The sequence below is a fragment of the Microbulbifer mixtoriginis (SeqCode) genome (assembly GCF_052467945.1).
In genome coordinates this window covers 3,528,206-3,553,932 of sequence record NZ_CP174328.1, presented here as the reverse complement: position 1 = coordinate 3,553,932, position 25,727 = coordinate 3,528,206, and the positions used below count along the sequence as shown (strand labels likewise).

Here is a 25,727-nt window from a genome sequence, read left to right as displayed (position 1 = left end):
ATTCTATTATTCAGGTTCTCAACGGAAAAGAGACTATAATCGATAAATCTCCTCCATTATCCGGTTCGAGAGTAGTCAGCTTAACTGCCGATGGCAATTATTCTCTTTGCTTTAAAGCAGAGGGTGTAACGGGTACGGTTAGCACTAACCGACCAGCACGTGTGGGTACAAAAGAGGTGTGCCGTGATGTATCTGTTACCTCTGCGCCTTCTACTATAAATTATCCGACTTTTGATAGTGATGGCTCATATTCCATAAGCTGGTCATCAAGTTCTGCAGCTAACCGCTATGAGCTTGAGCGCAGTATAAATGGGGGTTCTTGGAGTAGAATTTATAATTCATCTGGCACCCAGTTTAATGAAACTGGTAAATCCAATGGAAGCTACCGATATCGCGTAAGAGCCTGTACATCCAATATGTGCAGTGATTATAAAACCGGTGGGACCCTCAAAGTAGAGAAAACGCCATCAACCCCATCTTCTATCACTGTTCCCAGTTATACCTCCTCTAGCAGCGTTAACATCAGCTGGGCTGCCAGCAGCACAGCTACACGGTATGAACTGCAACAGAGCAGGGATAACGGCAGTTGGTCAGGCGTTTACTCAGGCCCTGCAACCAGTAAAACTGATTCCTTCTTGGTTCATGGCAGTACCTATCGATACAGAGTACGCGCCTGTAATACCACGTGCTCTAGCTATGTCGAAAGTGGCAACTTGCAAGTTTATATTCGCCCAGGCGAACCGTCGCCAAAATTAAATCCGGGCACCAGCCTCGATGGTAAATATGAGCTTAGTTGGGACGCTGAGCAGTTTGCCACCAGCTACCAGGTTGTAGATGGCAATGGCTCCTCTGTTTACAATGGTTCTGACCTGAGCAAGAGTTTTACTGACATTAGCAATGGTACCTACAGCTACAAGGTGCGCGCTTGTAATGTTAAAGGCACCTGCTCCGTTTACTCTTCACCGGTCAGCGTTATAGTGGATCGTATTGTTGGTATACCTGTGCTGTCTGCAGCACCCACTAGTAGCTGGGATGGCAAAGTAAAATTAAGCTGGACAGAAATTAATAAAGGCGGTCTTACCGTTGAATATCAAGTGGTAGACAGTGCAAATAAGCAGCTTTATCGCGGCACTGCACGTAGCTACCAGCTGAGTAACTTGCAAGACGGGCGCCACTGCTACCGGGTACGTGCACTGACCTCAACAGATCAGTCCAACTATTCACCGGAAGCTTGCGCCACCGTAGCGTTGCTGAAGCCACCTGTAGCGCCTAGTTATATCACCGTACCTTCCTCTACTGGCGAAGCGTATACCGTAAGCTGGCCATCAGTTGCCGAAACTGATAGTTATCTGCTGCAGCAACGTATGAATAATGGCAGCTGGAAAACCGTGTATAACGGTGCTGGCAATAGCTATAAATACAATGCCTCTCCATTAGTATTCGGTACGCACGATTATCGTGTACAGGCCGTGAACAAAGCGGGCTCTTCCGACTTTAGTAATACCTTCACGGTAACGATGGAGCTGGATCCCACGGTACAGATTCGCAAGCAGCTGTACTACAACGAAGCCGATCAGGTACCTGCGGCCCAGGAAAATCCTGCCCAGGGTATTTTCTCCCGGGATAGAGCGGCCTTCCGCTACCTGGACCTGATGTATATCGTTGATACCAACACCAATACGGTGATTAACCCTTATGCCAGTGGTGAAGCCACGGTTGAGTTTTCCAGCCTATATGACACTGCCGAACGTAACCGCGCCACAGATGTGGAAGCGTTTATTTTTGAGCAGCTCACTCATCATCCCAACAATGAAAACCTGCAGCGTTTCACGCTGGATGTTTACTACGATCGCGCGGTAGCGGAAATGATCCTGGCTAATGAAGCCCTGGATAATGCCCGTATTAGCCGCCTGCGTAACGAAGCGGTAGAGGTCGAAGTTGGCCATATAGAAACTGCACACCAGTTGTTGAAGGATGCCCTGGAGCAGTACAACTCCCTGCTGACCTATGCACCGGAGTTTTTAGCACAATGGGGTCCCTCCCGTGGTCAAATTAGCCCCCGCTACTACGACCCCAACGACCTGGCACAAAAAGATGTAACCCCAGCAGAATTACTGTTTACCGGTTACAAAGATGTCACCATGCTCTATCAGCTGATGAGTAAATTGGCTTCTACTAAAGTGCAGCAAGCGCGTCTGGCCGTCGTTGCCGGACAGACCAATACCACCCTGCTGGCACAAATGGTTGACGAGATGAATACGCTGCGCAGTGAGTTGATTGCTAAAGAGCAATCATTGCGTGCGATCTTCCCGAATACCGACTTTACCCAGGTGCAAGGTTTCTCTGGTCTGCCCGAAGCGGTGTATGCATGGCAAACCCATCTCAGCGATTTGGAAAACTCCGTGAGCTGGCTCACGGGCGAAACCAACATTCTGGGCCTGCCGCAGGACTCAGTGTTGCTGGTACAGGGTTACGGTATTGATGGCAACACAGTGTTTGATTCCTTCAATGCACTGAGTGACTTCCTCGGTAATGACAGCAGTGGCCCTATTGCCACCGCACAGAATAGTCTCGCCGCCGCAAGAACCAGCTACGAGAACTACCGCCACAGTGCCGACAAGCTGGCCACGGAATATACCGACCGCCACCAGCAGTTGGGCAACTGGCTGTACAGCCTGTTGGGCCTGGATTTTCCGAGTAACTGCTTTAGCAAAGACTGCATTATTGTTGAAGAGTCTGCACAGCAGGGTAGTGAAATTGCCTTGCAGGCAAACAATATTGAGCTTGCGCAAATTGCACTGAGCAATAACTTGCAGCGCATGGATGACCTGCTGAGTGCGATTGAAATCGAAATCGAGCGACGTGCGGAGGAGGAAGGTATCGTCGACGGTATGTCGAAGATCATCCTGGATTACGGCTCCAAGCAGGAATCCATTTCTAAGCAAATCACCAAGATTCGTAAAGAAGCGGAGAAATCCAGGAAACGCGATGGTTTCCTGAAAGTAATAGGCGGTGCAATCAAAGCATTCTACCTAAAGGATTCAGGCCTGTTGGAGCAAGGTATTGATCAGGTGGTTTCTAGTCATATCAATCTCAGAAGTATTAAAGAAATTGGTAAGCTGGAAGCAATGAGCATTCGCTTGGGCGCTGAAGAGCGAGCTGAACTGAATGACAGCAGCAATAAATTGTTGGATGTCGAAAGCCGAGCGCGCGTGCGTACCATGTGGCTGGAAGCAAATACCATCGCGCTGGATATTGCCCAAGCGGAAGCTACGGTTGAGCAGGAAGTAGAACGTTTAGTCGGCATGCTGAATCAGGCACAGCGGGTTATGAACCAGATGTTCACTACTAATGCCAATCTGGCCGAACGTTATTTTGCTGACCCGATCCATGCCAGCCGCCTGACTACGGAAATGTTGCGTGCGGAGCGTCACTTTGAAGAAGCGCAGAAGTGGTTGTTCTATGCAGCTAGTGCGCTGGAATACAAGTGGCAGGAGTTATTTGTGGGTTCAGTGACTGGTTCTAGAAAGGAAGATATCTTCCGATTACGCAATGCCCAGGAACTGAGGGATTTCTACAGTGAAATGCTGGCTTTTGATCAGTTAGGTAGCCTTAACGGGACTCAGCAGGCGACGGATACCTTCTCACTGAAAGATGATGTGTTTGGTTATGTAGATGATATCAACGGTATTGCACAGACCTACGTCCATCCGGATCCTGCTCAACAAGGTGGTCCTCGTTTAAGCCCGCAGCAAGCTTTGCAGGAAAAGCTGCGCCTGTTGTCGCGTAAATATGGCAGTGATACCTGGGTAACCGTGGAATTTAGTACTGTGAAAGAATTACCGCGCAGTAACTTCTTCCTGGGGCCGGTTATTGCGGGTAATGGAGATCTCGCCTGCTTGGCAGCCGGCGGTAATTACCTGGATAAAATCGAAACTGTAGGACTTAATATTCCTCTGCTACACAGCGTCAGTGGTGAAACAGAAACTCCGGCCTACCTAACTTATGGTGGTACCAGCTTCTTGCGCAGTAAAACTCCTGGAACCCTGGTGGAAAATGGGGACAGTGTTGGTATTCAGGACGAATTTATCACCCATACACCTCGATTCTGGGATACTACTGATAGAACTAATCTGGCCTTCCGCAGTAGCTACCGTGTCTCTATGACTGCGAACTTGGATGCGTTTAATAGTGGCACAGGTTCCAGCTCTTCAATGACTAGCGTCTTTAAAGAGCGTAGTGTCGCCGCTACTGGCTGGCGCTTGTCAATTAAATTGGCAGATCGCTTTGGTTCGCTGGTGGATCTTGACGCGGTTAAAGATGTTGAGCTGATCTTTAACCATCGTTTCAAATCGAGAAATATAGATACCTGTGATGACGATGGCGATACTGGCCCATTGTTACTACTGCGCGAGCCGGTAGTCCATTAACTCTCTTTTTTAATGCCTAATAATTAGAATATTAATTCGGCAACCGAGCAGTAATCATACTGCTGGGTTGCCGTCTTTATTGAAGATTATTTTTTACAGCATGACTCACGCTGGAGTCTATCGATAAATACTACGAGTCTTTAAAGTGTTTTTTGAGGAAACACTGATTTTAAAAACAAGGATGCTTATGCTGCGCAATTTATTGCTTTCTTGCTGCATGGTTGTGTCATCTACGGCTGCTGTTGCCGCCAATGAACACACCGCTTTGCAAGCACCCGTTCTCAATCTGCCGACAGGTCCGGGCAGTATCTCCGGGCTCGGTGAGGCTTTCACCCCTAATTTAAATACCGGCACCAGTTCACGCCTAGTGAACTTGGCTGTGCCCCCTGGGCGTAATGGACTGGCTCCGGATGTATCACTGGAATACAACAGCGGGTTTGGTAACGGGCTATTAGGACTGGGGCATAAACTGGTTATTCCCTATATCCAGCGTCAAACCGACAAGGGCCTGCCTAATTATTCAGAGTGGGGTCAGGCTGATCGGCAGGATAACGACCGCGATGGTCGCACCGATGAGTTTGATGAGTTTGATACGTTTATCAATCACCTGGGCGAAGAATTAGTTCTGGTGGAAGACGGTGTTTATCGCACCAAAAATGCCAGCGATTTTGCTCGCTACGAGCGTCTGTCGAAGGGTTGGCTGGTGACTCAATCCAACGGCCTGCGTTGGTATTTGGGACAAGACTCTAATAGCCGAGTCAGTGGCAACAACGGCACATCGGTATTCTCCTGGTATCTAGAGGCGGTAGAAGATACCCATGGCAATCGTATCGACTATCAATATCGCAAGTTGGATGATGGCGTTCAGATTTATCTGGACAGGATTCAATATAATACGAATGGCGATATGGCGGTGCAGTTTCACTATGAAGACCGCCCTGACGTCCTAACAAATTATAAAGCGGGTTTTGAGATTAAAACCGCTTATCGCTTGCAGCGCGTGGAAACACAATTTGCCGGGCGCCACTTACGTAAATACGAATTTTCCTATCAGCCGCTAACGGAATGGCAAAGCCTCTCCTTGTTACAGGAAGTCCATTCCAGTGCAGGCGAGGGCGAATCTACGGTAACCCTGCCACCAGTACGCTATGGCTACACCCACTATCAGCAGGATCAGGTGTTTATGTCACCGATGCCGGCTGCGAGTCAGGTACCACTGAATAACCCCGACGTCGCCTTCTTGGATATTAACCGGGATGGTTTGCCAGATGTTGTTAACACGGCACCGAATAAAGACGTTTACTGGCTTAATTTAGGTCCTGATAAAGATGGCCTGCCGCAATGGCAGAGTTATCGTGAAATGAATACTTTCACTACCAGCCGTATTTCCAGTGACTCGGTCACCTGGGCTGATATTGATGGCGCTGGTGATGTGAATCTATTGCAGTATAGCTCTGGTAGTACCCATTACTTTCATCTTGATGATAACTATAGTTGGCAGTATAGCGGTGCTATAGATGGACTCTATATTCCTCTCGATAGTCCCCATGTGGATATGCTGGACATCAACAATGACAAACGTATCGATGTCTTTGCGACGATAACCAATAGCAGCGGTAAGGTTTTATCCCATGTGGTGCAGCTGAACCACCCCGATGGCTGGTCACAGCCTATTCAATTGCCGATGCCCACAGGCACCGCAGCTATGCGTTTGGGTGATCCCAATGTCTTTCTTCGGGATATGAACGGAGATGGTCTGCCTGATCTGGTTTGGGTTAGCAATGGTTACGCGGCTTACTACGCTAACCGTGGCCTGCAGGGTTTTGCTCCCGCAGTAGTGTTTGCCAATAGTCCCGATACGTTACACAACCTCAAGAATGTTCGTGTTACTGATATCAATGCCGACGGCCGCGCTGACCTGGTGTATCTGAATGGAACCCATGTATCCATCTGGCTTAACCAGGGCCTGAACAGCAACCAACATCAATTAGCCCAATTTAGCCAGCCACAACTGATCCAGGCCCAAGGCAATGTTGCTCCCGAAGAGGTGCGCCTGGTCGATATTAATGGTAACGGCTCTACGGATATTGTTTGGTACAGCCCCGGTCGCGGTGCTAATACTTTTTATTTCGCAGAGCTATTCCCCAATGAGCAACCGAATCAGCTAAAAACGATCGACAATGGCCTGGGTGCATTGACGACCCTGGAGTACGGCTCTGTTGTCGAGGAGATGGTGAGAGACCGCGAGGGTAACAGCCCCTGGTCGCAGGGTATCCCTGTGGCAATGCAGGTACTTAAGCGCGTTGTTGTGGATGATGGCCGCGGTGGTGAACAGCAAACCACCGAGATGGATTACTGGGACGGCTTTTACGATGCTGCCGATAAAGAATTCCAGGGCTTTGCACACAGTGAAGAGCGTCGCGTGGGCGATGCCAGTACCCCGACACTGGCAACCCGCTACGAATTCCACCTGGGCCAAAAAGCCGATGGCACCGAACAGGAAGCCCTACAGGGCAAGATCAAACAAATAGAAACCCGCGATGCCTTCGGCGGAATTTTCTGGCGAGAGGAAAATCAGTGGGAGTTGCGCCAACTGCTGTTCGGTTATGCCGAGGAAAGCCGCAAAGTCGAGTTTGCGGCTATGACCGAACGCCAGCAGCATATGCTGGAGCGAGGCAGCGGTACCCCAGTGACCCTTGCCTGGGAGTATGACTACGATAATTACGGCAATACCACTTATATCAAAGAGCTGGGCCGTACCGATGGCAACTGGCAGGACGAGCGTATTACCCAATTGCGCTTCAGTGCGGAATCCGCCTCTGCACAGGGCCACTGGTTCCTGCACCTACCGCTAGAGCGCAAGGTTACCGACCTATCGGGCCGCGCTGTGGCCAAAGAGCAGTGGTTCTACGATGATGAAAGTTTCTCCGCTGGTAATTTAGGCGCGGTCTCCAAGGGCAACCTGACCCTGCGTCGACTCTGGCACGATGCTGAGAGTGCAGATGCCTATGTTGCCGCAGAGCGCCACCGCTACGATGCCTTCGGCAACCGCATTCAAAGTTATGACCCCTTGTGGGACGCCAACACAGGCCACCAAACCAAAGTCACTTACGACTCGCAATATCATACCTTCCCAACAGAAGTGGGTTTGCATACCGGCAGCCGCTGGCTCACCGCTCGTGCGGGTTACGACAAAGGTCTGGGTGTACTTACCGACTACACCGACTTTAACGGACAGCAGACCCAATATGGTTACGACAGCCACGGGCGCCTCACTGCCATGGCCAAGCCAGGGGACAGCCTGCAACTCCCCACGGTTGAGTACGATTACCAACTGGCGCAGATGGTGGATGGTCACCGTATCAGCTGGGTAGAGACTCGCCAGCGCGAGCGGAGTGGTGCTAGCGGTACCATCGACAGCCGCCGTTTTTACGACGGTCTGGGCCGCACCCTGATGGTGCGCAGTGAAGCCGAGCAACCGGGACAGGTTGTGGTCAGCGATCACAGTAACTTTAATGCGCGCGGCCAAGTAGTGCAGACCGCACTGCCTTACTTTGCCCAGGGGCTCGCCTATCGCGCTAATGATAAAGGCCAGCACCACCGACAATATCTTTACGACGCCCAAGGGCGTACCCAGGAGGTTTATCAGCCCTATACCGCGCAAAGTGGGGAAAGTGTCTTCAATCGCATCACCTATTTGCCCATGGCACAGGTGCTGGAAGATGAAGAGCAAACTCGTGCGAACAGTGTTCACCATGGCGCCGCCAAAAAACTGGTGTTTGATGGCCTGCAAACGGCGCAGGGTGAGTACCGCCTGAGGCAAGTGGATGAAATTGTTGGAGCCAATACCCAGGGCGGCATCGGTGGTGCCACCTGGTCCACCTATTACGACTACGACCTCAATGGTAATTTTACCCGCCTGCAGGATGCGCAAAATAATGTGCGCACCATGCACTACGACGACCTGGGGCGCATGCGCTTCTTGGACGACCCCAACCGCGGACAGCGCTGGCAGTACTTTGACGATGCCGGCAACCTACTGGCCACCCGCGATGCCCTGGGGCAGGAGCGGCACTATCGCTACGACGGCGCCAACCGTCTCTTTGCCGAGTATCAATTATCGCCGCGAGGAGAAGCTCCCAGCGGCGCAAATTGGCAACCGGGCTTGCAGCTGGGCTCCACCTCACCGGTAGTCAGCTACCAGTACGACCAGCGCGGCGAAGAGGGCGGTGCCTTCCTGCTTGGGCGCCTGGCCAAAGTGACCGACCAAGCTGGCTTCGAGCAATGGGGATATGACGCACGCGGCCGAGTGGTACAGCGCCAGCGCAAGATTACCGGCCCACAAATTGACAGCCCCCTCTACACCACGCGCTTCGCCTATGACAGTGCTGGGCGTATGACACAGCAGTTCTACCCCGACAATAGCCGGGTGAACTTCGAATACAACACCCGCGGCCTGCTCGAGCGTATCCCGGGAGTGGTGGAACGCCTGGACTATACCGCCAATGGGGTTTTGCAGCACCAAGGGCTGGCCAATGGTGTTGAAACTGATTGGGGCTTTGACGAGCGCCAGCGACTGGCTGGCTTGCGCACCCAGCGCAGCGGGGACGCCCTGCCACTGCAACAGTGGGATTACCGTTTTGATGCCGTCTCCAATGTACTCGGTATCGACGATCAACGCCCCAGTGACGCTCTCGCCGCAATGGCTGCCGAACTCGGCGCAACCAGTGCTCAGGCAGCCTCCCTGGCAAAAAATATTGCCTACAGCTACGACGATGTCTATCGCCTGACCGGCGTTGCCGACGATATCGAGCAGGTTTATTACAGCTACGACAAAATCGGCAACCTGCTGCAAGTGGGTCGCGCGAGTGTCGACCTGGCAGATATGGCCACCGCTGGAAATACCCAGATCACAGATCTGCGTTACGGCGGCAGCCATGACAATGGCAACACTGGCGCCTCCAACCGCAGCAGCCGTGGCAGCCTGCCCGGACCCCAAGCGTTGAGCTGGGCTGAAGGCCTGATTGAATACGATGACAACGGTAATCGTACGCAAGCCGGCGACCAGACCTACCACTGGGACCACGACCAGCGCCTGACTTATGCCGGTAATAAGCAAGCTGCTGACCAGTACGGTTATGACTTTAAACACCAGCGCCGCTTTAAAATCACCGAACGTACAGGCGGAGCTCGCAGCGTCACTCTGTATATCGACGGAGATAGTGAAGTACGTGATGGCAAATTACTGAAGTACATCAGTGTTGGCCAGAAACGTATTGCCCGCAGTGACCAGAGTGGAGAAGTGTTCACGCCGACTGAGTATTACCTGCACACGCACGTAGGTTCTACCGACCTGACTCTGGATAAGGCTGGCAAGATCATTAATGCCTTTACCTATAAGTCTTACGGCGAGCTGGAAAATGTCTTCGGTGATAGTACCGCAGCACCTTACCGCTATGCGGGTAAAGAGCTGGATGAATCTACGGGGTTAGGTTACTTCGAGCGTCGCTACCTGCAGTCTGACTTTGGTACCTTTATCAGCCCGGATCCGGTGCTAAATCACTCGGGACGTTTTACGGATCCACAGCGTTGGACGCCTTATCGCTATGCGCGGAATAATCCAATTAATTATGTGGATCCCAATGGTGAAACGGCTATTAGGCAGTATAACCAAAGCAATAACTCCTCAGCACAAGTAAGTAGTGGTATGTCGGTTAGTTATTCCAGTAGCAATGGAGTTGCCCGTGATGGTTCAAGCGGGGGAGGAAGCAAAGGTACACATGGGGCTTTGAAAAATAATTCTCAAAATTTAGGAAATGGGTTGCATAAAAATTTGAAAGTAGGGCAAGAGGCTAGTGAAAATGGGCTACATGAGAATTTGGAAATGGGACCAAAAGAAGTAGAAAAAAAACAGATCACTCGTCCTAAACAGTGTGGAGCAGGCGTCGTCACGTGTAAAGCAAATGGAACAGGTGGCGCAACAACTCCGCCTGATCATCCTAGATGGCCAGGGACAGGTTATACAAAAGACGGCAGAAAAATTGCTTTATATACTTGCTCTAATAGTGGAGGACAGTGTTCATTTCATGCTCCAAGCGGTGGTAAGAATGTATACGGTGCCGTCTTAGAAACAACTGTTACAAGAAGTGGTGATCTTTCTACTCATGCTACAGGATTGAAATCTTTCACAGTGGATCCTTCGCCTGGATTTTTGGAGGAATATTTTGGTGTGAAGCCATCTGACTTTGTGGAAGAGTTGCGGGCTAACCAAAAAGTTCAGTAGGGGGTTTTATGTGGTTTTTCTTAGAAAAAATTAGTTTAGCTTCGCACCTATTAACGGTGTTGATAATTCTACTTGGGGGGGGGTATTGGGTTCGGAAGTCATTAAACCGTTTCTCAGTGGCAGGCTTGCTAGGTGCTTTTTTACTGTCTATTTCAGTTGGCTTAAGGTTTTATTTACCTGAGATTGAGTCTATTGATTTGGGGTACAAGAAGCCATTGTCGGGTAGTCCAATTGTGTGGGTGATATATATGTATGGATATAATATTGGTTTGTTTGTTTTTTGCTTATCTGTTTTTTGTGGTGTGATAAGTAAAGGTTGTAAAAAGGATTTTATTGGTGGGCTTTGATTAAATATTTGGGCTTAGCTGTAGGCGCTGATTAAAAATAATTGGCGCTTATGGCTTTGGAGGTTTTTGACCTTTTCGTAGTTATTGTTTAGTTGTTATACGTTGTCAAAGCTTATTGGCTTTGTGTCTATGTAAATCATAGTAATTTGGTTTTTAAAATGTTGACTCTTGTTCGTAACTTTTTTGTGCTGCAGGTTTTAAGTGCCAGTGCTATTGCTTATGGGTCTGCCCTGAGCGGGCCGAGCACAGATACTGATGGGAAATATTCCTTGTCATATAAGTCTGTAGCGCCACTTGGGATAATGGGTGTATATCTAAAAGAGTATAAAAATGGAACTTTTACTCGGAATATTTCATTAGACTATGGGTTTTCCAGTTCAAACTCTACTAAATCTGTAACCGTTTCTTCTGCCGGTAAATACTTTTATGAGTATTGGCATGAACACTGTACTCCAGATATTATCTCCCCTGATGATTGGGAAGATAAAGTTACATCTTGCCCTGCTTCCCGATTCAATAGGGTTAAGTTAGGCACTCATACCGTTAACGTTATATTTCAACCAGCAGCGCCCTCCAGTATCAATTACGGCACTTTCGATAGTGATGGGGCTTACAAGGTTAGCTGGTCTTCCAGTACTGGTGCAGGCCGGTATGAGCTCTACCGTAGGGTAAATAGTGGCTCCTGGAGCAGGGTTTATAACGGTTCTAAAACTAGCTTTGATGAAAGTGGCCGCTCTAGTGGTAACTACCAATATCGTGTACGAGCCTGTAACACCGCAAAGAATTTATGTGGTGCTTATAAGAACGGCGGAACCATAAAGGTAGAGCTGACTCCATCAACCCCAACCTCTATCACTGTTCCCAGTTATACCTCCTCTAGCAGCGTTAGCATCAGCTGGGCTGCCAGCAGCGGGGCTACTCGCTACGAGGTACAACAGCGCAAGGATAACGGCAATTGGTCCGGCAATATTTATTCTGGTTCATCCACCAGTACAACGGTTTCTTCCCTGAGCCATGGTAGTACTTACCGCTTTAGAGTGCGGGCCTGTAATAGCACTTGCTCTGGCTATCGAGAAAGTAAAGATTTAGAAGTCTATTTCCGTCCTGGCGTACCAACACCTAAATTAAATACCACCACCAGCCTTGATGGTAAATATACTGTCAGCTGGAATACCAAGCAGTTTGCCACCAGTTATCAGTTGGTCGATGGCAGTGGCTCCACTCTGTACAATGGTTCTGGTTTAAGTAAGAGTTTCTCTGGTGTTAGCAATGGCTCTTATAGCTATAAGGTTCGTGCTTGTAATGCCAAGGGCACCTGCTCCAACTACTCCTCGTTAGTAACAGTTAAAGTCGATCGTGTTGTTGGTATACCGGTGCTGTCTGCAGCACCCACTAGCAGCTGGGATGGCAAAGTAAAACTAAGCTGGACAGAAATTGATAAAGGCGGTCTCACCGTTGAATATCAAGTGGTAGACAGTGCAAATAAGCAGCTTTATCGCGGCACTGCACGCAGCTACCAGCTGAGTAACTTGCAAGACGGGCGCCACTGCTACCGGGTACGTGCACTGACCTCAACCGATCAGTCCAACTATTCACCGGAAGCCTGTGCCACCGTAGATTTACTACAAGCGCCAGCAGCGCCGAGCTATATCACTGTGCCTTCCTCTACCGGTGAAGCTTATACTGTGAGCTGGCCATCAGTTGCCGAAACTGATAGTTATCTGCTGCAGCAACGTATGAATAATGGCAGCTGGAAAACCGTGTATAACGGTGCTGGCAATAGCTATAAATACAATGCCTCTCCATTAGTATTCGGTACGCACGATTATCGTGTACAGGCCGTGAACAAAGCGGGCTCTTCCGACTTTAGTAATACCTTCACGGTAACGATGGAGCTGGATCCCACGGTACAGATTCGCAAGCAGCTGTACTACAACGAAGCCGATCAGGTACCTGCGGCCCAGGAAAATCCTGCCCAGGGTATTTTCTCCCGGGATAGAGCGGCCTTCCGCTACCTGGACCTGATGTATATCGTTGATACCAACACCAATACGGTGATTAACCCTTATGCCAGTGGTGAAGCCACGGTTGAGTTTTCCAGCCTATATGACACTGCCGAACGTAACCGCGCCACAGATGTGGAAGCGTTTATTTTTGAGCAGCTCACTCATCATCCCAACAATGAAAACCTGCAGCGTTTCACGCTGGATGTTTACTACGATCGCGCGGTAGCGGAAATGATCCTGGCTAATGAAGCCCTGGATAATGCCCGTATTAGCCGCCTGCGTAACGAAGCGGTAGAGGTCGAAGTTGGCCATATAGAAACTGCACACCAGTTGTTGAAGGATGCCCTGGAGCAGTACAACTCCCTGCTGACCTATGCACCGGAGTTTTTAGCACAATGGGGTCCCTCCCGTGGTCAAATTAGCCCCCGCTACTACGACCCCAACGACCTGGCACAAAAAGATGTAACCCCAGCAGAATTACTGTTCACCGGTTACAAAGATGTCACCATGCTCTATCAGCTGATGAGCAAATTGGCTTCTACTAAAGTGCAGCAAGCGCGTCTGGCCGTCGTTGCCGGACAGACCAATACCACCCTGCTGGCACAAATGGTTGACGAGATGAATACGCTGCGCAGTGAGTTGATTGCTAAAGAGCAATCATTGCGTACGATCTTCCCGAATACCGACTTTACCCAGGTGCAAGGTTTCTCTGGTCTGCCCGAAGCGGTGTATGCATGGCAAACCCATCTCAGTGATTTGGAAAACTCCGTGAGCTGGCTCACGGGCGAAACCAATATCCTGGGCCTGCCGCAGGACTCAGTGTTGCTGGTACAGGGTTACGGTATCGATGGCAACACAGTGTTTGATTCCTTCAATGCACTGAGTGACTTCCTCGGTAATGACAGCAGTGGCCCTATTGCCACTGCACAGAATAGTCTCGCCGCCGCAAAAACCAGCTACGAGAACTACCGCCACAGTGCCGACAAGCTGGCCACGGAATACACCGACCGCCACCAGCAGTTGGGCAACTGGCTGTACAGCCTGCTGGGCTTGGAGTTCTCAAGTAACTGCTTTGCCGAGGACTGTGTGATTGTCACGGAGGATGCGCAGAACGGTAGTGAAATTTCTCTGCAGGCGAACAATATAGATATTGCGGAAATTGCACTGAGCAACAACCTGCAGCGTATGGAAGACCTGCTGAGTGCGATTGAAATCGAAATCGAACGACGCGCGGAGGAGGAAGGTATCGTCGACGGCATGTCGAAGATCATCCTGGATTACGGCTCCAAGCAGGTTTCAATTAAGCAGCAGATTGCCAAAATTCGCAAAAAGGCGGAACAGTCTAGAAAGCGGGGTAGCCTGTTTAAAGGGATTGTGAAGTCGGTAGCAGCTATCGTGAGTCAAAATTGGGCTCAACTAGCGCAAACGGTAAAAGAAACCGCAGAAACCGTTGCTGAGCACAACCGCAATATAAAAACGATTAAAGATATTGGTAAATTGGAGGCAGAGAGCGCCCGCCTAGCGGCGGAAGAGCGCGCGACCTTAAACGACAGCTCAAATAGACTACTGGGTGTGGAGAGTAAGGCTCGCGTGCGCACTATGTGGCTGGAAGCAAATACCATTGCGCTGGATATTGCCCAAGCGGAAGCTACGGTTGAGCAGGAAGTGGAACGTTTGACTGGCATGCTGAATCAGGCACAGCGGGTTATGAACCAGATGTTCACTACTAATGCCAATCTGGCTGAGCGTTATTTTGCCGATCCGATCCATGCCAGCCGCCTGACGACTGAAGTACTGCGTGCGGAGCGTTACTTTGAAGAAGCACAGAAGTGGTTGTTCTACACGGCCAGTGCCCTGGAATACAAGTGGCAGGAATCTTTTGTGGGTTCAGTCACTGGCTTCAGAAAGGAAAGTATTTTCCGTTTGCGTAATGGGCAGGAGCTTAGAGATTTCTATAGTGAGCTTTTGGCTTTCGATCAACTCCATAAGCTTGGAAGCATAGAGCAGGCGACGGACACCTTCTCTCTGAAGGATGATGTGTTTGGCTATGTAGATAATATCAACGGTATTGCACAGACCTACGTCCATCCGGATCCGGCTCAACAAGGCGGTCCGCGCTTAAGCCCGCAGCAAGCCTTGCAGGAAAAGCTGCGCCTGTTGTCGCGTAAATACGGCAGTGATACCTGGGTAACTGTGGAATTTAGTACGGTGAAAGAATTACCGCGCAGTAACTTCTTCCTGGGGCCAGTTATTGCCGACAACGGTGATTTGTCTTGCTTGGCAACTGGTGGTAATTACCTGGATAAAATTGAAACCGTTGGTCTTAATATCCCCCTTGCATATAGCGTTAGTGGTGAAACCGAAACGCCTGCATTTTTGACTTATGGGGGCACTAGTTTCCTGCGTAGTAAAACTCCGGGAACTCTGGTGGAAAATGCGGATGGAGTCGGTATTCAGGACGAGTTTATAACTCATAGCACTCGATTCTGGGATGCCGTTGAGGGAACTGGGCTGGCGTTCAGAAATAGCTACCGTGTTTCTATGTCTGCGAACTTGGATGTGCTTAATAGTGGCACTGGTTCAAATTCCACGATTACCAGTGCGTTTAAAGAACGCAGTGTCGCCGCTACTGGCTGGCGCTTGTCACTCAAGCTGGCAGATCGCTATGGCTCATTGGTAGATCTCAATGCGGTTAAGGATGTTGAGTTGATCTTTAACCATCGTTTCAAGCCGAGAAATGTTGATAGCTGTGGTGATGATGATATTGGTCCACTGTTACTACTGCGCGAGCCGGTAGTCCATTAACTCTCTTTTTTAATGCCTAATAATTAGAGTATTAATTCGGCAACCGAGCAGTAATCATACTGCTGGGTTGCCGTCTTTATTGAAGATTATTTTTTACAGCATGACTCACGCTGGAGTCTATCGATAAATACTACGAGTCTTTAAAGTGTTTTTTGAGGAAACACTGATTTTAAAAACAAGGATGCTTATGCTACGCAATTTATTGCTTTCTTGCTGCATGGTTGTGTCATCTACGGCTGCTGTTGCCGCCAATGAACACACCGCTTTGCAAGCACCCGTTCTCAATCTGCCGACAGGTCCGGGCAGTATCTCCGGGCTCGGTGAGGCTTTCACCCCTAATTTAAATACCGGCACCAGTTCACGCCTAGTGAACTTGGCTGTGCCCCCTGGGCGTAATGGACTGGCTCCGGATGTATCACTGGAATACAACAGCGGGTTTGGTAACGGGCTATTAGGACTGGGGCATAAACTGGTTATTCCCTATATCCAGCGTCAAACCGACAAGGGCCTGCCTAATTATTCAGAGTGGGGTCAGGCTGATCGGCAGGATAACGACCGCGATGGTCGCACCGATGAGTTTGATGAGTTTGATACGTTTATCAATCACCTGGGCGAAGAATTAGTTCTGGTGGAAGACGGTGTTTATCGCACCAAAAATGCCAGCGATTTTGCTCGCTACGAGCGTCTGTCGAAGGGTTGGCTGGTGACTCAATCCAACGGCCTGCGTTGGTATTTGGGGCAAGACTCTAATAGCCGAGTCAGTGGCAACAACGGCACATCGGTATTCTCCTGGTATCTAGAGGCGGTAGAAGATACCCATGGCAATCGTATCGACTATCAATATCGCAAGTTGGATGATGGCGTTCAGATTTATCTGGACAGGATTCAATATAATACGAATGGCGATATGGCGGTGCAGTTTCACTATGAAGACCGCCCTGACGTCCTAACAAATTATAAAGCGGGTTTTGAGATTAAAACCGCTTATCGCTTGCAGCGCGTGGAAACACAATTTGCCGGGCGCCACTTACGTAAATACGAATTTTCCTATCAGCCGCTAACGGAATGGCAAAGCCTCTCCTTGTTACAGGAAGTCCATTCCAGTGCAGGCGAGGGCGAATCTACGGTAACCCTGCCACCAGTACGCTATGGCTACACCCACTATCAGCAGGATCAGGTGTTTATGTCACCGATGCCGGCTGCGAGTCAGGTACCACTGAATAACCCCGACGTCGCCTTCTTGGATATTAACCGGGATGGTTTGCCAGATGTTGTTAACACGGCACCGAATAAAGACGTTTACTGGCTTAATTTAGGTCCTGATAAAGATGGCCTGCCGCAATGGCAGAGTTATCGTGAAATGAATACTTTCACTACCAGCCGTATTTCCAGTGACTCGGTCACCTGGGCTGATATTGATGGCGCTGGTGATGTGAATCTATTGCAGTATAGCTCTGGTAGTACCCATTACTTTCATCTTGATGATAACTATAGTTGGCAGTATAGCGGTGCTATAGATGGACTCTATATTCCTCTCGATAGTCCCCATGTGGATATGCTGGACATCAACAATGACAAACGTATCGATGTCTTTGCGACGATAACCAATAGCAGCGGTAAGGTTTTATCCCATGTGGTGCAGCTGAACCACCCCGATGGCTGGTCACAGCCTATTCAATTGCCGATGCCCACAGGCACCGCAGCTATGCGTTTGGGTGATCCCAATGTCTTTCTTCGGGATATGAACGGAGATGGTCTGCCTGATCTGGTTTGGGTTAGCAATGGTTACGCGGCTTACTACGCTAACCGTGGCCTGCAGGGTTTTGCTCCCGCAGTAGTGTTTGCCAATAGTCCCGATACGTTACACAACCTCAAGAATGTTCGTGTTACTGATATCAATGCCGACGGCCGCGCTGACCTGGTGTATCTGAATGGAACCCATGTATCCATCTGGCTTAACCAGGGCCTGAACAGCAACCAACATCAATTAGCCCAATTTAGCCAGCCACAACTGATCCAGGCCCAAGGCAATGTTGCTCCCGAAGAGGTGCGCCTGGTCGATATTAATGGTAACGGCTCTACGGATATTGTTTGGTACAGCCCCGGTCGCGGTGCTAATACTTTTTATTTCGCAGAGCTATTCCCCAATGAGCAACCGAATCAGCTAAAAACGATCGACAATGGCCTGGGTGCATTGACGACCCTGGAGTACGGCTCTGTTGTCGAGGAGATGGTGAGAGACCGCGAGGGTAACAGCCCCTGGTCGCAGGGTATCCCTGTGGCAATGCAGGTACTTAAGCGCGTTGTTGTGGATGATGGCCGCGGTGGTGAACAGCAAACCACCGAGATGGATTACTGGGACGGCTTTTACGATGCTGCCGATAAAGAATTCCAGGGCTTTGCACACAGTGAAGAGCGTCGCGTGGGCGATGCCAGTACCCCGACACTGGCAACCCGCTACGAATTCCACCTGGGCCAAAAAGCCGATGGCACCGAACAGGAAGCCCTACAGGGCAAGATCAAACAAATAGAAACCCGCGATGCCTTCGGCGGAATTTTCTGGCGAGAGGAAAATCAGTGGGAGTTGCGCCAACTGCTGTCCGGTTATGCCGAGGAAAGCCGCAAAGTCGAGTTTGCGGCTATGACCGAACGCCAGCAGCATATGCTGGAGCGAGGCAGCGGTACCCCAGTGACCCTTGCCTGGGAGTATGACTACGATAATTACGGCAATACCACTTATATCAAAGAGCTGGGCCGTACCGATGGCAACTGGCAGGACGAGCGTATTACCCAATTGCGCTTCAGTGCGGAATCCGCCTCTGCACAGGGCCACTGGTTCCTGCACCTACCGCTAGAGCGCAAGGTTACCGACCTATCGGGCCGCGCTGTGGCCAAAGAGCAGTGGTTCTACGATGATGAAAGTTTCTCCGCTGGTAATTTAGGCGCGGTCTCCAAGGGCAACCTGACCCTGCGTCGACTCTGGCACGATGCTGAGAGTGCAGATGCCTATGTTGCCGCAGAGCGCCACCGCTACGATGCCTTCGGCAACCGCATTCAAAGTTATGACCCCTTGTGGGACGCCAACACAGGCCACCAAACCAAAGTCACTTACGACTCGCAATATCATACCTTCCCAACAGAAGTGGGTTTGCATACCGGCAGCCGCTGGCTCACCGCTCGTGCGGGTTACGACAAAGGTCTGGGTGTACTTACCGACTACACCGACTTTAACGGACAGCAGACCCAATATGGTTACGACAGCCACGGGCGCCTCACTGCCATGGCCAAGCCAGGGGACAGCCTGCAACTCCCCACGGTTGAGTACGATTACCAACTGGCGCAGATGGTGGATGGTCACCGTATCAGCTGGGTAGAGACTCGCCAGCGCGAGCGGAGTGGTGCTAGCGGTACCATCGACAGCCGCCGTTTTTACGACGGTCTGGGCCGCACCCTGATGGTGCGCAGTGAAGCCGAGCAACCGGGACAGGTTGTGGTCAGCGATCACAGTAACTTTAATGCGCGCGGCCAAGTAGTGCAGACCGCACTGCCTTACTTTGCCCAGGGGCTCGCCTATCGCGCTAATGATAAAGGCCAGCACCACCGACAATATCTTTACGACGCCCAAGGGCGTACCCAGGAGGTTTATCAGCCCTATACCGCGCAAAGTGGGGAAAGTGTCTTCAATCGCATCACCTATTTGCCCATGGCACAGGTGCTGGAAGATGAAGAGCAAACTCGTGCGAACAGTGTTCACCATGGCGCCGCCAAAAAACTGGTGTTTGATGGCCTGCAAACGGCGCAGGGTGAGTACCGCCTGAGGCAAGTGGATGAAATTGTTGGAGCCAATACCCAGGGCGGCATCGGTGGTGCCACCTGGTCCACCTATTACGACTACGACCTCAATGGTAATTTTACCCGCCTGCAGGATGCGCAAAATAATGTGCGCACCATGCACTACGACGACCTGGGGCGTATGCGCTTCTTGGACGACCCCAACCGCGGACAGCGCTGGCAGTACTTTGACGATGCCGGCAACCTACTGGCCACCCGCGATGCCCTGGGGCAGGAGCGGCACTATCGCTACGACGGCGCCAACCGTCTCTTTGCCGAGTATCAATTATCGCCGCGAGGAGAAGCTCCCAGCGGCGCAAATTGGCAACCGGGCTTGCAGCTGGGCTCCACCTCACCGGTAGTCAGCTACCAGTACGACCAGCGCGGCGAAGAGGGCGGTGCCTTCCTGCTTGGGCGCCTGGCCAAAGTGACCGACCAAGCTGGCTTCGAGCAATGGGGATATGACGCACGCGGCCGAGTGGTACAGCGCCAGCGCAAGATTACCGGCCCACAAATTGACAGCCCCCTCTACACCACGCGCTTCGCCTATGACAGTGCTGGGCGTATGACACAGCAGTTCTACCCCGACAATAGCCGGGTGAACTTCGAATACAACACCCGCGGCCTGCTCGAGCGTATCCCGGGAGTGGTGGAACGCCTGGACTATACCGCCAATGGGGTTTTGCAGCACCAAGGGCTGGCCAATGGTGTTGAAACTGATTGGGGCTTTGACGAGCGCCAGCGACTGGCTGGCTTGCGCACCCAGCGCAGCGGGGACGCCCTGCCACTGCAACAGTGGGATTACCGTTTTGATGCCGTCTCCAATGTACTCGGTATCGACGACAAACGCCCCAGCGACGCCCTTGCCGCAATGGCTGCCGAACTCGGCGCAACCAGTGCTCAGGCAGCCTCCCTGGCAAAAAATATTGTCTACAGCTACGACGATGTCTATCGCCTGACCGGCGTTGCCGACGATATCGAGCAGGTTTATTACAGCTACGACAAAATCGGCAACCTGCTGCAAGTGGGTCGCGCGAGTGTCGACCTGGCAGATATGGCCACCGCTGGAAATACCCAGATCACAGATCTGCGTTACGGCGGCAGCCATGACAATGGCAACACTGGCGCCTCCAACCGCAGCAGCCGTGGCAGCCTGCCCGGACCCCAAGCGTTGAGCTGGGCTGAAGGCCTGATTGAATACGATGACAACGGTAATCGTACGCAAGCCGGCGACCAGACCTACCACTGGGACCACGACCAGCGCCTGACTTATGCCGGTAATAAGCAAGCTGCTGACCAGTACGGTTATGACTTTAAACACCAGCGCCGCTTTAAAATCACCGAACGTACAGGCGGAGCTCGCAGCGTCACTCTGTATATCGACGGAGATAGTGAAGTACGTGATGGCAAATTACTGAAGTACATCAGTGTTGGCCAGAAACGTATTGCCCGCAGTGACCAGAGTGGAGAAGTGTTCACGCCGACTGAGTATTACCTGCACACGCACGTAGGTTCTACCGACCTGACTCTGGATAAGGCTGGCAAGATCATTAATGCCTTTACCTATAAGTCTTACGGCGAGCTGGAAAATGTCTTCGGTGATAGTACCGCAGCACCTTACCGCTATGCGGGCAAAGAGCTGGATGAGTCCACGGGTTTAGGTTACCTCGAACGACGTTACCTGCAGTCTGACTTTGGTACCTTTATCAGCCCGGATCCGGTGCTAAATCACTCGGGACGTTTTACGGATCCACAGCGTTGGACGCCTTATCGCTATGCGCGGAATAATCCAATTAATTATGTGGATCCCAATGGCGAAGCTGCCATTAAGCTAAATGATGGAAGAGGGAAGGTAGCTAATAAAGCGGAACTGCTAGCAATCGAAGCTAGGTATAAAACTATGATTGTCGGAGCCAAGAGGAAAGGTTGGGATATCGCTGCTGGTGTATTAGAAAACTTTATGAGCCAAGAAAAGGATCCTTTTGAAATACCTTCAGAATGGCTTCTTCAGCAACCATCAATAAAAGAAGGGATAGAAATAAATAAACAATTTTTTTACGATGATGTAATGAAAAAAGCCGATTTGTTAAAATCCGGAGAGTCAGCTTGGCATGTTGATTATTGGGATAAGCTAGTCAAGGCAGATTTATTTTCTGAGTTTTATTATGCTAGCGGAACCTCGACTCTTACATCATATGGATATTTCAATCTCGAAGCAGGGGGAGATGGGACAGTAACCATTACAGGTACTATTCGACATGTTTGGTATGATCGCTATGATTGGCACGATGGTTTGAGTGCGACAGTCCCAATTTTTGGAAGAGTCGGCGATGAGTCAGGAAATAAATTGGTAGAAGGTGGAAGGGCGAAGGAATTTGATATGCAATCAGAGTGGACGGAGAACGTGAAATGGTAAGTTCAATTATTAAGAGCAGTATAGCTTTTGCACTCTTGGTGGCTGGTATCGAGGTGTGCGCAAAAGATCTTGAGTGTGAGTTTCGTCCGGTTTTTATGAATGTAAAACCTGGGGAGAACCCTTATGAGCTGGGATCTGAAGATTTAAGTGCAGAGACTCGAGATAATCTTATGATGATCCTTAAATATTATGGGAAGGATGTGGAGGCACTAGGTCAGTCAAATTTGAAGATTTCCTGTGACTTGTACTCTAATTTAGATTTTCTTGTAAGTGTTACGAAAAAATCTCAAGATAAGACTTGGTTAAAACAACATGAAATGTTGAAAAAAACATATAAGAAATAGAGGTTTGGTAAACGTTAGCGTGTTGACTTTTTATAGTGCAGATAGTGGCTGAAGTTAGTGAAACTTCTGTGTGAGATAAGGTCCGATCTAACTTACTTGCTCATTTTTTTATTAGGCTTCCAGGTACTCAGTGATTACATTTTCTGGGTGCTTGGGTGCTTGGGTGCTTGGGTGCTTGGGTGCTTGGGTGCTTGGGTGCTTGGGTGCTTGGGTGCTTGGGTGCTTGGGTGCTTGGGTGCTTGGGTGCTTGGGTGCTTGGGTGCTTGGGTGCTTGGGTGCTTGGGTGCTTGGGTGCTTGGGTGCTTGGGTGCTTGGGTGCTTGGGTAGGTTTTTGGGGGAATAATTAAACTTTTATTTTTTGTTTTTTCTTCATGTCTCATATGTTTCTGTTTGAATTAGGGTTTGTTCTTCTTAATATGAACCTATAAGCCTTCTTAAAAAGATGGCAGCACTCAATGTCTCAATTAGCTGTTATTCTCTATTTTTAATCTACTTAGGCAAAGCCTCTCACGATCATCAAATAAATGTTTCGCACACAATGCGACTGCCACAAAAGTACCAAACCCCGTACCTGCAGCAATCGTAAACATAATCAAAATCTGATATTTAACCGCAATAGTAGGCGTGGTACCGGCTAGTATCTGCCCGGTCATCATACCGGGTAGAAAGACAATACCGGCTGCAGCCATCATATTGATCGTTGGCATCAACCCCGCGCGCATGGCATCCCGGCGAAATTCAATACTGGCTTGCCGCCAGGTTTCCCCCAGCATTAGGCGGTTTTCAATAATATCACTTGAGCGCCGCATACTTTCTGTTAGTCGATCCAGGCCTAGAGCAACACCGGTCATGGTATTCCCCAGAAGCATCCCCAGTAGTGGAATAGAGTATTGCGGTTGGTACCAGGGCTGGGGGCCAATCAGCACAACCAAGCTTAATATTGTGATGCTAAATGCGGAAACCAGCATGGATAAAGTACCAATGGCAAAACTCCAGCCTCCGCGCAGGCGATATTTTTGCCTCGAGACGACTTGTTGCCCGGCAAACAGTAACATCGCCAGCCCTAACAGGCTCACCCATAACAGGGTGCCTACGGCGAATAGGGCTTCCAGTATGACTCCGACAAGTGCCAGCTGTATCGCCGTGCGCACCGCCGCAATAATCAGCGGTTTACCGAGCTGTAATCGGGCAATATGGGTGCAAATTGCCAGGGCAACTACCAGTGCTGCAGCCAGCGATAACTGCCACCAGGAAAGATCGATCACGCTCATTTAGATAGTTCCCGCTCCACAAGACAGCTGCCTTGAATTTCAATATGCCTGCTGGCCACTCGTTGGATTTGCTCTCTATTATGCGCCACCCATATGACGGGGTATTGGTGCTTGCTGATTTCATCCATAAGCCATGTTTCTACTTTACTCGTAGTATCTGCATCCAGATTGGCAGTGGGCTCATCCAGTAAAAGTGCCTGTGGAGTGTAGGAAAGCGCACGAATAAGCGCCAAGCGCTGTTTCTCCCCGGAAGAGAGCCGGCTTACCTGCCACTCTGTTGCCTCATCGGGAAATCCCAATATTTTTAACGCTTGCCCCATCGGCTGATTAAAGTGTTCGCCTACAGTCTCGTACCACCAGGCACTTTGTGCCGGTACCAACATAACCTGGCGGCGCCACTGGTGACCAGACATAGCCTCTTGTAAATTATTGCCAAGAGAGATCTGGCCGTTGTGAGGATCGACATCGGCGATGGCACGTAGTAAGCGGCTTTTACCAGATCCTGAGGGGCCAGATAAGCAAACAACTTCGCCTGGTGCTATAGCTAGATCTACTTTCTGAAGTAAATCGTTACTCAGATTTTCTATATGTAGTTTAGACATGACTCTTGCTGCTTACTTCTATTTATTGGGTTTCTAGGCTTCTTAAGGGCTGAGGGATGCCCCTGTTCTCTATAAATAAACCTGCTTCGATATTATAACCAGAATATTAATTTCCCTGATGAAGTAATTTGGAAGCTAAATGCCATATTAATTGGTTAAATTTTTCATGCTAATATTTTTAGTGGCTGCTATCTGTGTCAGTTGTTAATGTGATTTCAGAATGGGTTGATAGGGGGAGGATTTATGAGCCTCACTGGAGGCCTATCTTCTTTTGGTATGCATGAACTCTGATAAAGAATAGCAAACTCGAAAAAGTGTTAGGTGAAAATCTCTCCGTAGGGAATTGTGCGGGGGTCTGCCTATAAAAAGCGGCTGAATCTAGTGCTGCTTTGAAAATATTTATTTAAGTGGTTGGTTGAGGGTGCTTGAGAAAGTTTTGAAGATATATTGTAAAAAAGTTTATGATCCTGTTTGTTTTGGGTAGAAGAAGCTTTTTGTTGCTAAATGATTTAATTGTTACTTTGTTTTAAAGGTAAAAAAGGAAGTGTTAAATTGAATATTGTCGAGTCCGGTGAGTATGTTGAATTAGTGTTGGTGAGAAGATCCTGATGCATGCTTGTGTAGGTTTTTGCTTTTTATTTACCTAATGTAACTATAAATATGAGTTAATTTAATTGTTTTTTTACCTAGCTGGTTGCTTCTCTAGGTCAAGAAATAAGTTTCTTCTAAACGCTTGGATATATCAATCTTTCGGCTGTCTTTTCAGTTAAGTCAAGTTTGATATGTCATTTTGAGGTTAATCTTAGAATCAGTGAAATGGGTTGACACAAGACGGGTTCTTAGGTGGAAGAAAAGAGGGATATAATGTGCTACTGGATAGTATATCCAGTGTATATGGCTAGTTGGGTAAAGGGAGATTGACTGATAAGGCAGTTAGGCCGCAGTCAGTCATGGATTAAGTGGAAACTACTGATGAGACTTTGGGGCTCAATGCTTTATGAAGACTTGCCTGAGAACCAGTTAGTCTAGGATTTGATAGTGGTGTAATGAGTGTCAGTCATCACAAAATTTATCCTAAAACCACCTGATAGACAGGAAGGGACAGAGGTCCTAAGGTAAGCCTTACAATAGATCGAACGTCTAAAACAGTATTTCCCCAGAATAGGGGAGGATTTTATGAAAACGCAGGATAAGCGTATCACCGCTGAATTCCTCGCTGTTCAGGCTGCGGGTTCATGCCGAATAGAAGGCCTCAAGGTGGCTCCTGAAGAGGAAGAGCGGATGAGAGATATCATTTCTGGAAAAGTTGATGCAGAAGAAGATATTCAGAAAATAGTGGATGCCTTCAAAGCTCAAAATACCAAAACGAAAGAATAAATTTATTAGCTTTTA

9 protein-coding genes are annotated in these 25,727 nt (G+C 49.5%); 7 read left to right on the top strand and 2 right to left on the bottom strand.

The window, feature by feature from the left end:
• Nucleotides 1–416: 416 nt before the first annotated feature.
• The 6 genes from ACJJIJ_RS15435 to ACJJIJ_RS15410 all read left to right on the top strand — a co-directional run bounded on the left by ACJJIJ_RS15435 (nucleotide 417) and on the right by ACJJIJ_RS15410 (nucleotide 22,462).
• Complete coding sequence (locus ACJJIJ_RS15435; protein WP_444937825.1) at nucleotides 417–4,430, top strand: fibronectin type III domain-containing protein; 4,014 nt, start codon at nucleotides 417–419, stop codon at nucleotides 4,428–4,430.
• Nucleotides 4,431–4,617: 187 nt separating this feature from the next.
• Complete coding sequence (locus ACJJIJ_RS15430) at nucleotides 4,618–10,713, top strand: toxin TcdB middle/N-terminal domain-containing protein (protein ID WP_444937824.1); 6,096 nt, start codon at nucleotides 4,618–4,620, stop codon at nucleotides 10,711–10,713.
• A gap of 8 nt (nucleotides 10,714–10,721) precedes the next feature.
• Entirely contained in the window at nucleotides 10,722–11,060 is a 339-nt protein-coding gene (locus tag ACJJIJ_RS15425) for a hypothetical protein (RefSeq protein WP_444937823.1), read from the top strand.
• 158 nt (nucleotides 11,061–11,218) lie between these two features.
• Nucleotides 11,219–15,871, top strand: coding sequence for a fibronectin type III domain-containing protein (locus ACJJIJ_RS15420; protein ID WP_444937822.1), 4,653 nt, complete (start codon nucleotides 11,219–11,221; stop codon nucleotides 15,869–15,871).
• Nucleotides 15,872–16,058: 187 nt separating this feature from the next.
• Entirely contained in the window at nucleotides 16,059–22,118 is a 6,060-nt protein-coding gene (locus ACJJIJ_RS15415) for a toxin TcdB middle/N-terminal domain-containing protein (protein WP_444937821.1), read from the top strand.
• A complete protein-coding gene (locus ACJJIJ_RS15410; RefSeq protein WP_252083425.1) occupies nucleotides 22,112–22,462 on the top strand; it encodes a hypothetical protein in 351 nt (116 codons plus the stop codon). The genes ACJJIJ_RS15415 and ACJJIJ_RS15410 overlap by 7 nt, the downstream gene beginning before the upstream one ends.
• 464 nt (nucleotides 22,463–22,926) lie before the next feature.
• Here ACJJIJ_RS15410 and ACJJIJ_RS15405 read toward each other — a convergent pair whose 3' ends face one another.
• Nucleotides 22,927–23,733: an ABC transporter permease gene (locus ACJJIJ_RS15405; RefSeq protein ID WP_444937820.1), complete on the bottom strand. Its 807-nt coding sequence runs from the start codon at nucleotides 23,731–23,733 to the stop codon at nucleotides 22,927–22,929.
• Nucleotides 23,730–24,335 (bottom strand): ABC transporter ATP-binding protein, encoded by a 606-nt coding sequence (locus ACJJIJ_RS15400; RefSeq protein ID WP_444937819.1) that lies wholly within the window; start codon nucleotides 24,333–24,335, stop codon nucleotides 23,730–23,732. The genes ACJJIJ_RS15405 and ACJJIJ_RS15400 overlap by 4 nt, the downstream gene beginning before the upstream one ends.
• Before the next feature lie 1,176 nt (nucleotides 24,336–25,511).
• On the opposite strand from ACJJIJ_RS15400, the gene ACJJIJ_RS15395 reads away from it, so the two are divergent.
• Nucleotides 25,512–25,712 carry an antitoxin VbhA family protein gene (locus tag ACJJIJ_RS15395; RefSeq protein WP_444937818.1) on the top strand — a complete coding sequence of 67 codons (201 nt, stop codon included), beginning with the start codon at nucleotides 25,512–25,514 and terminating at the stop codon, nucleotides 25,710–25,712.
• The last annotated feature ends 15 nt before the right edge of the window (nucleotides 25,713–25,727 follow it).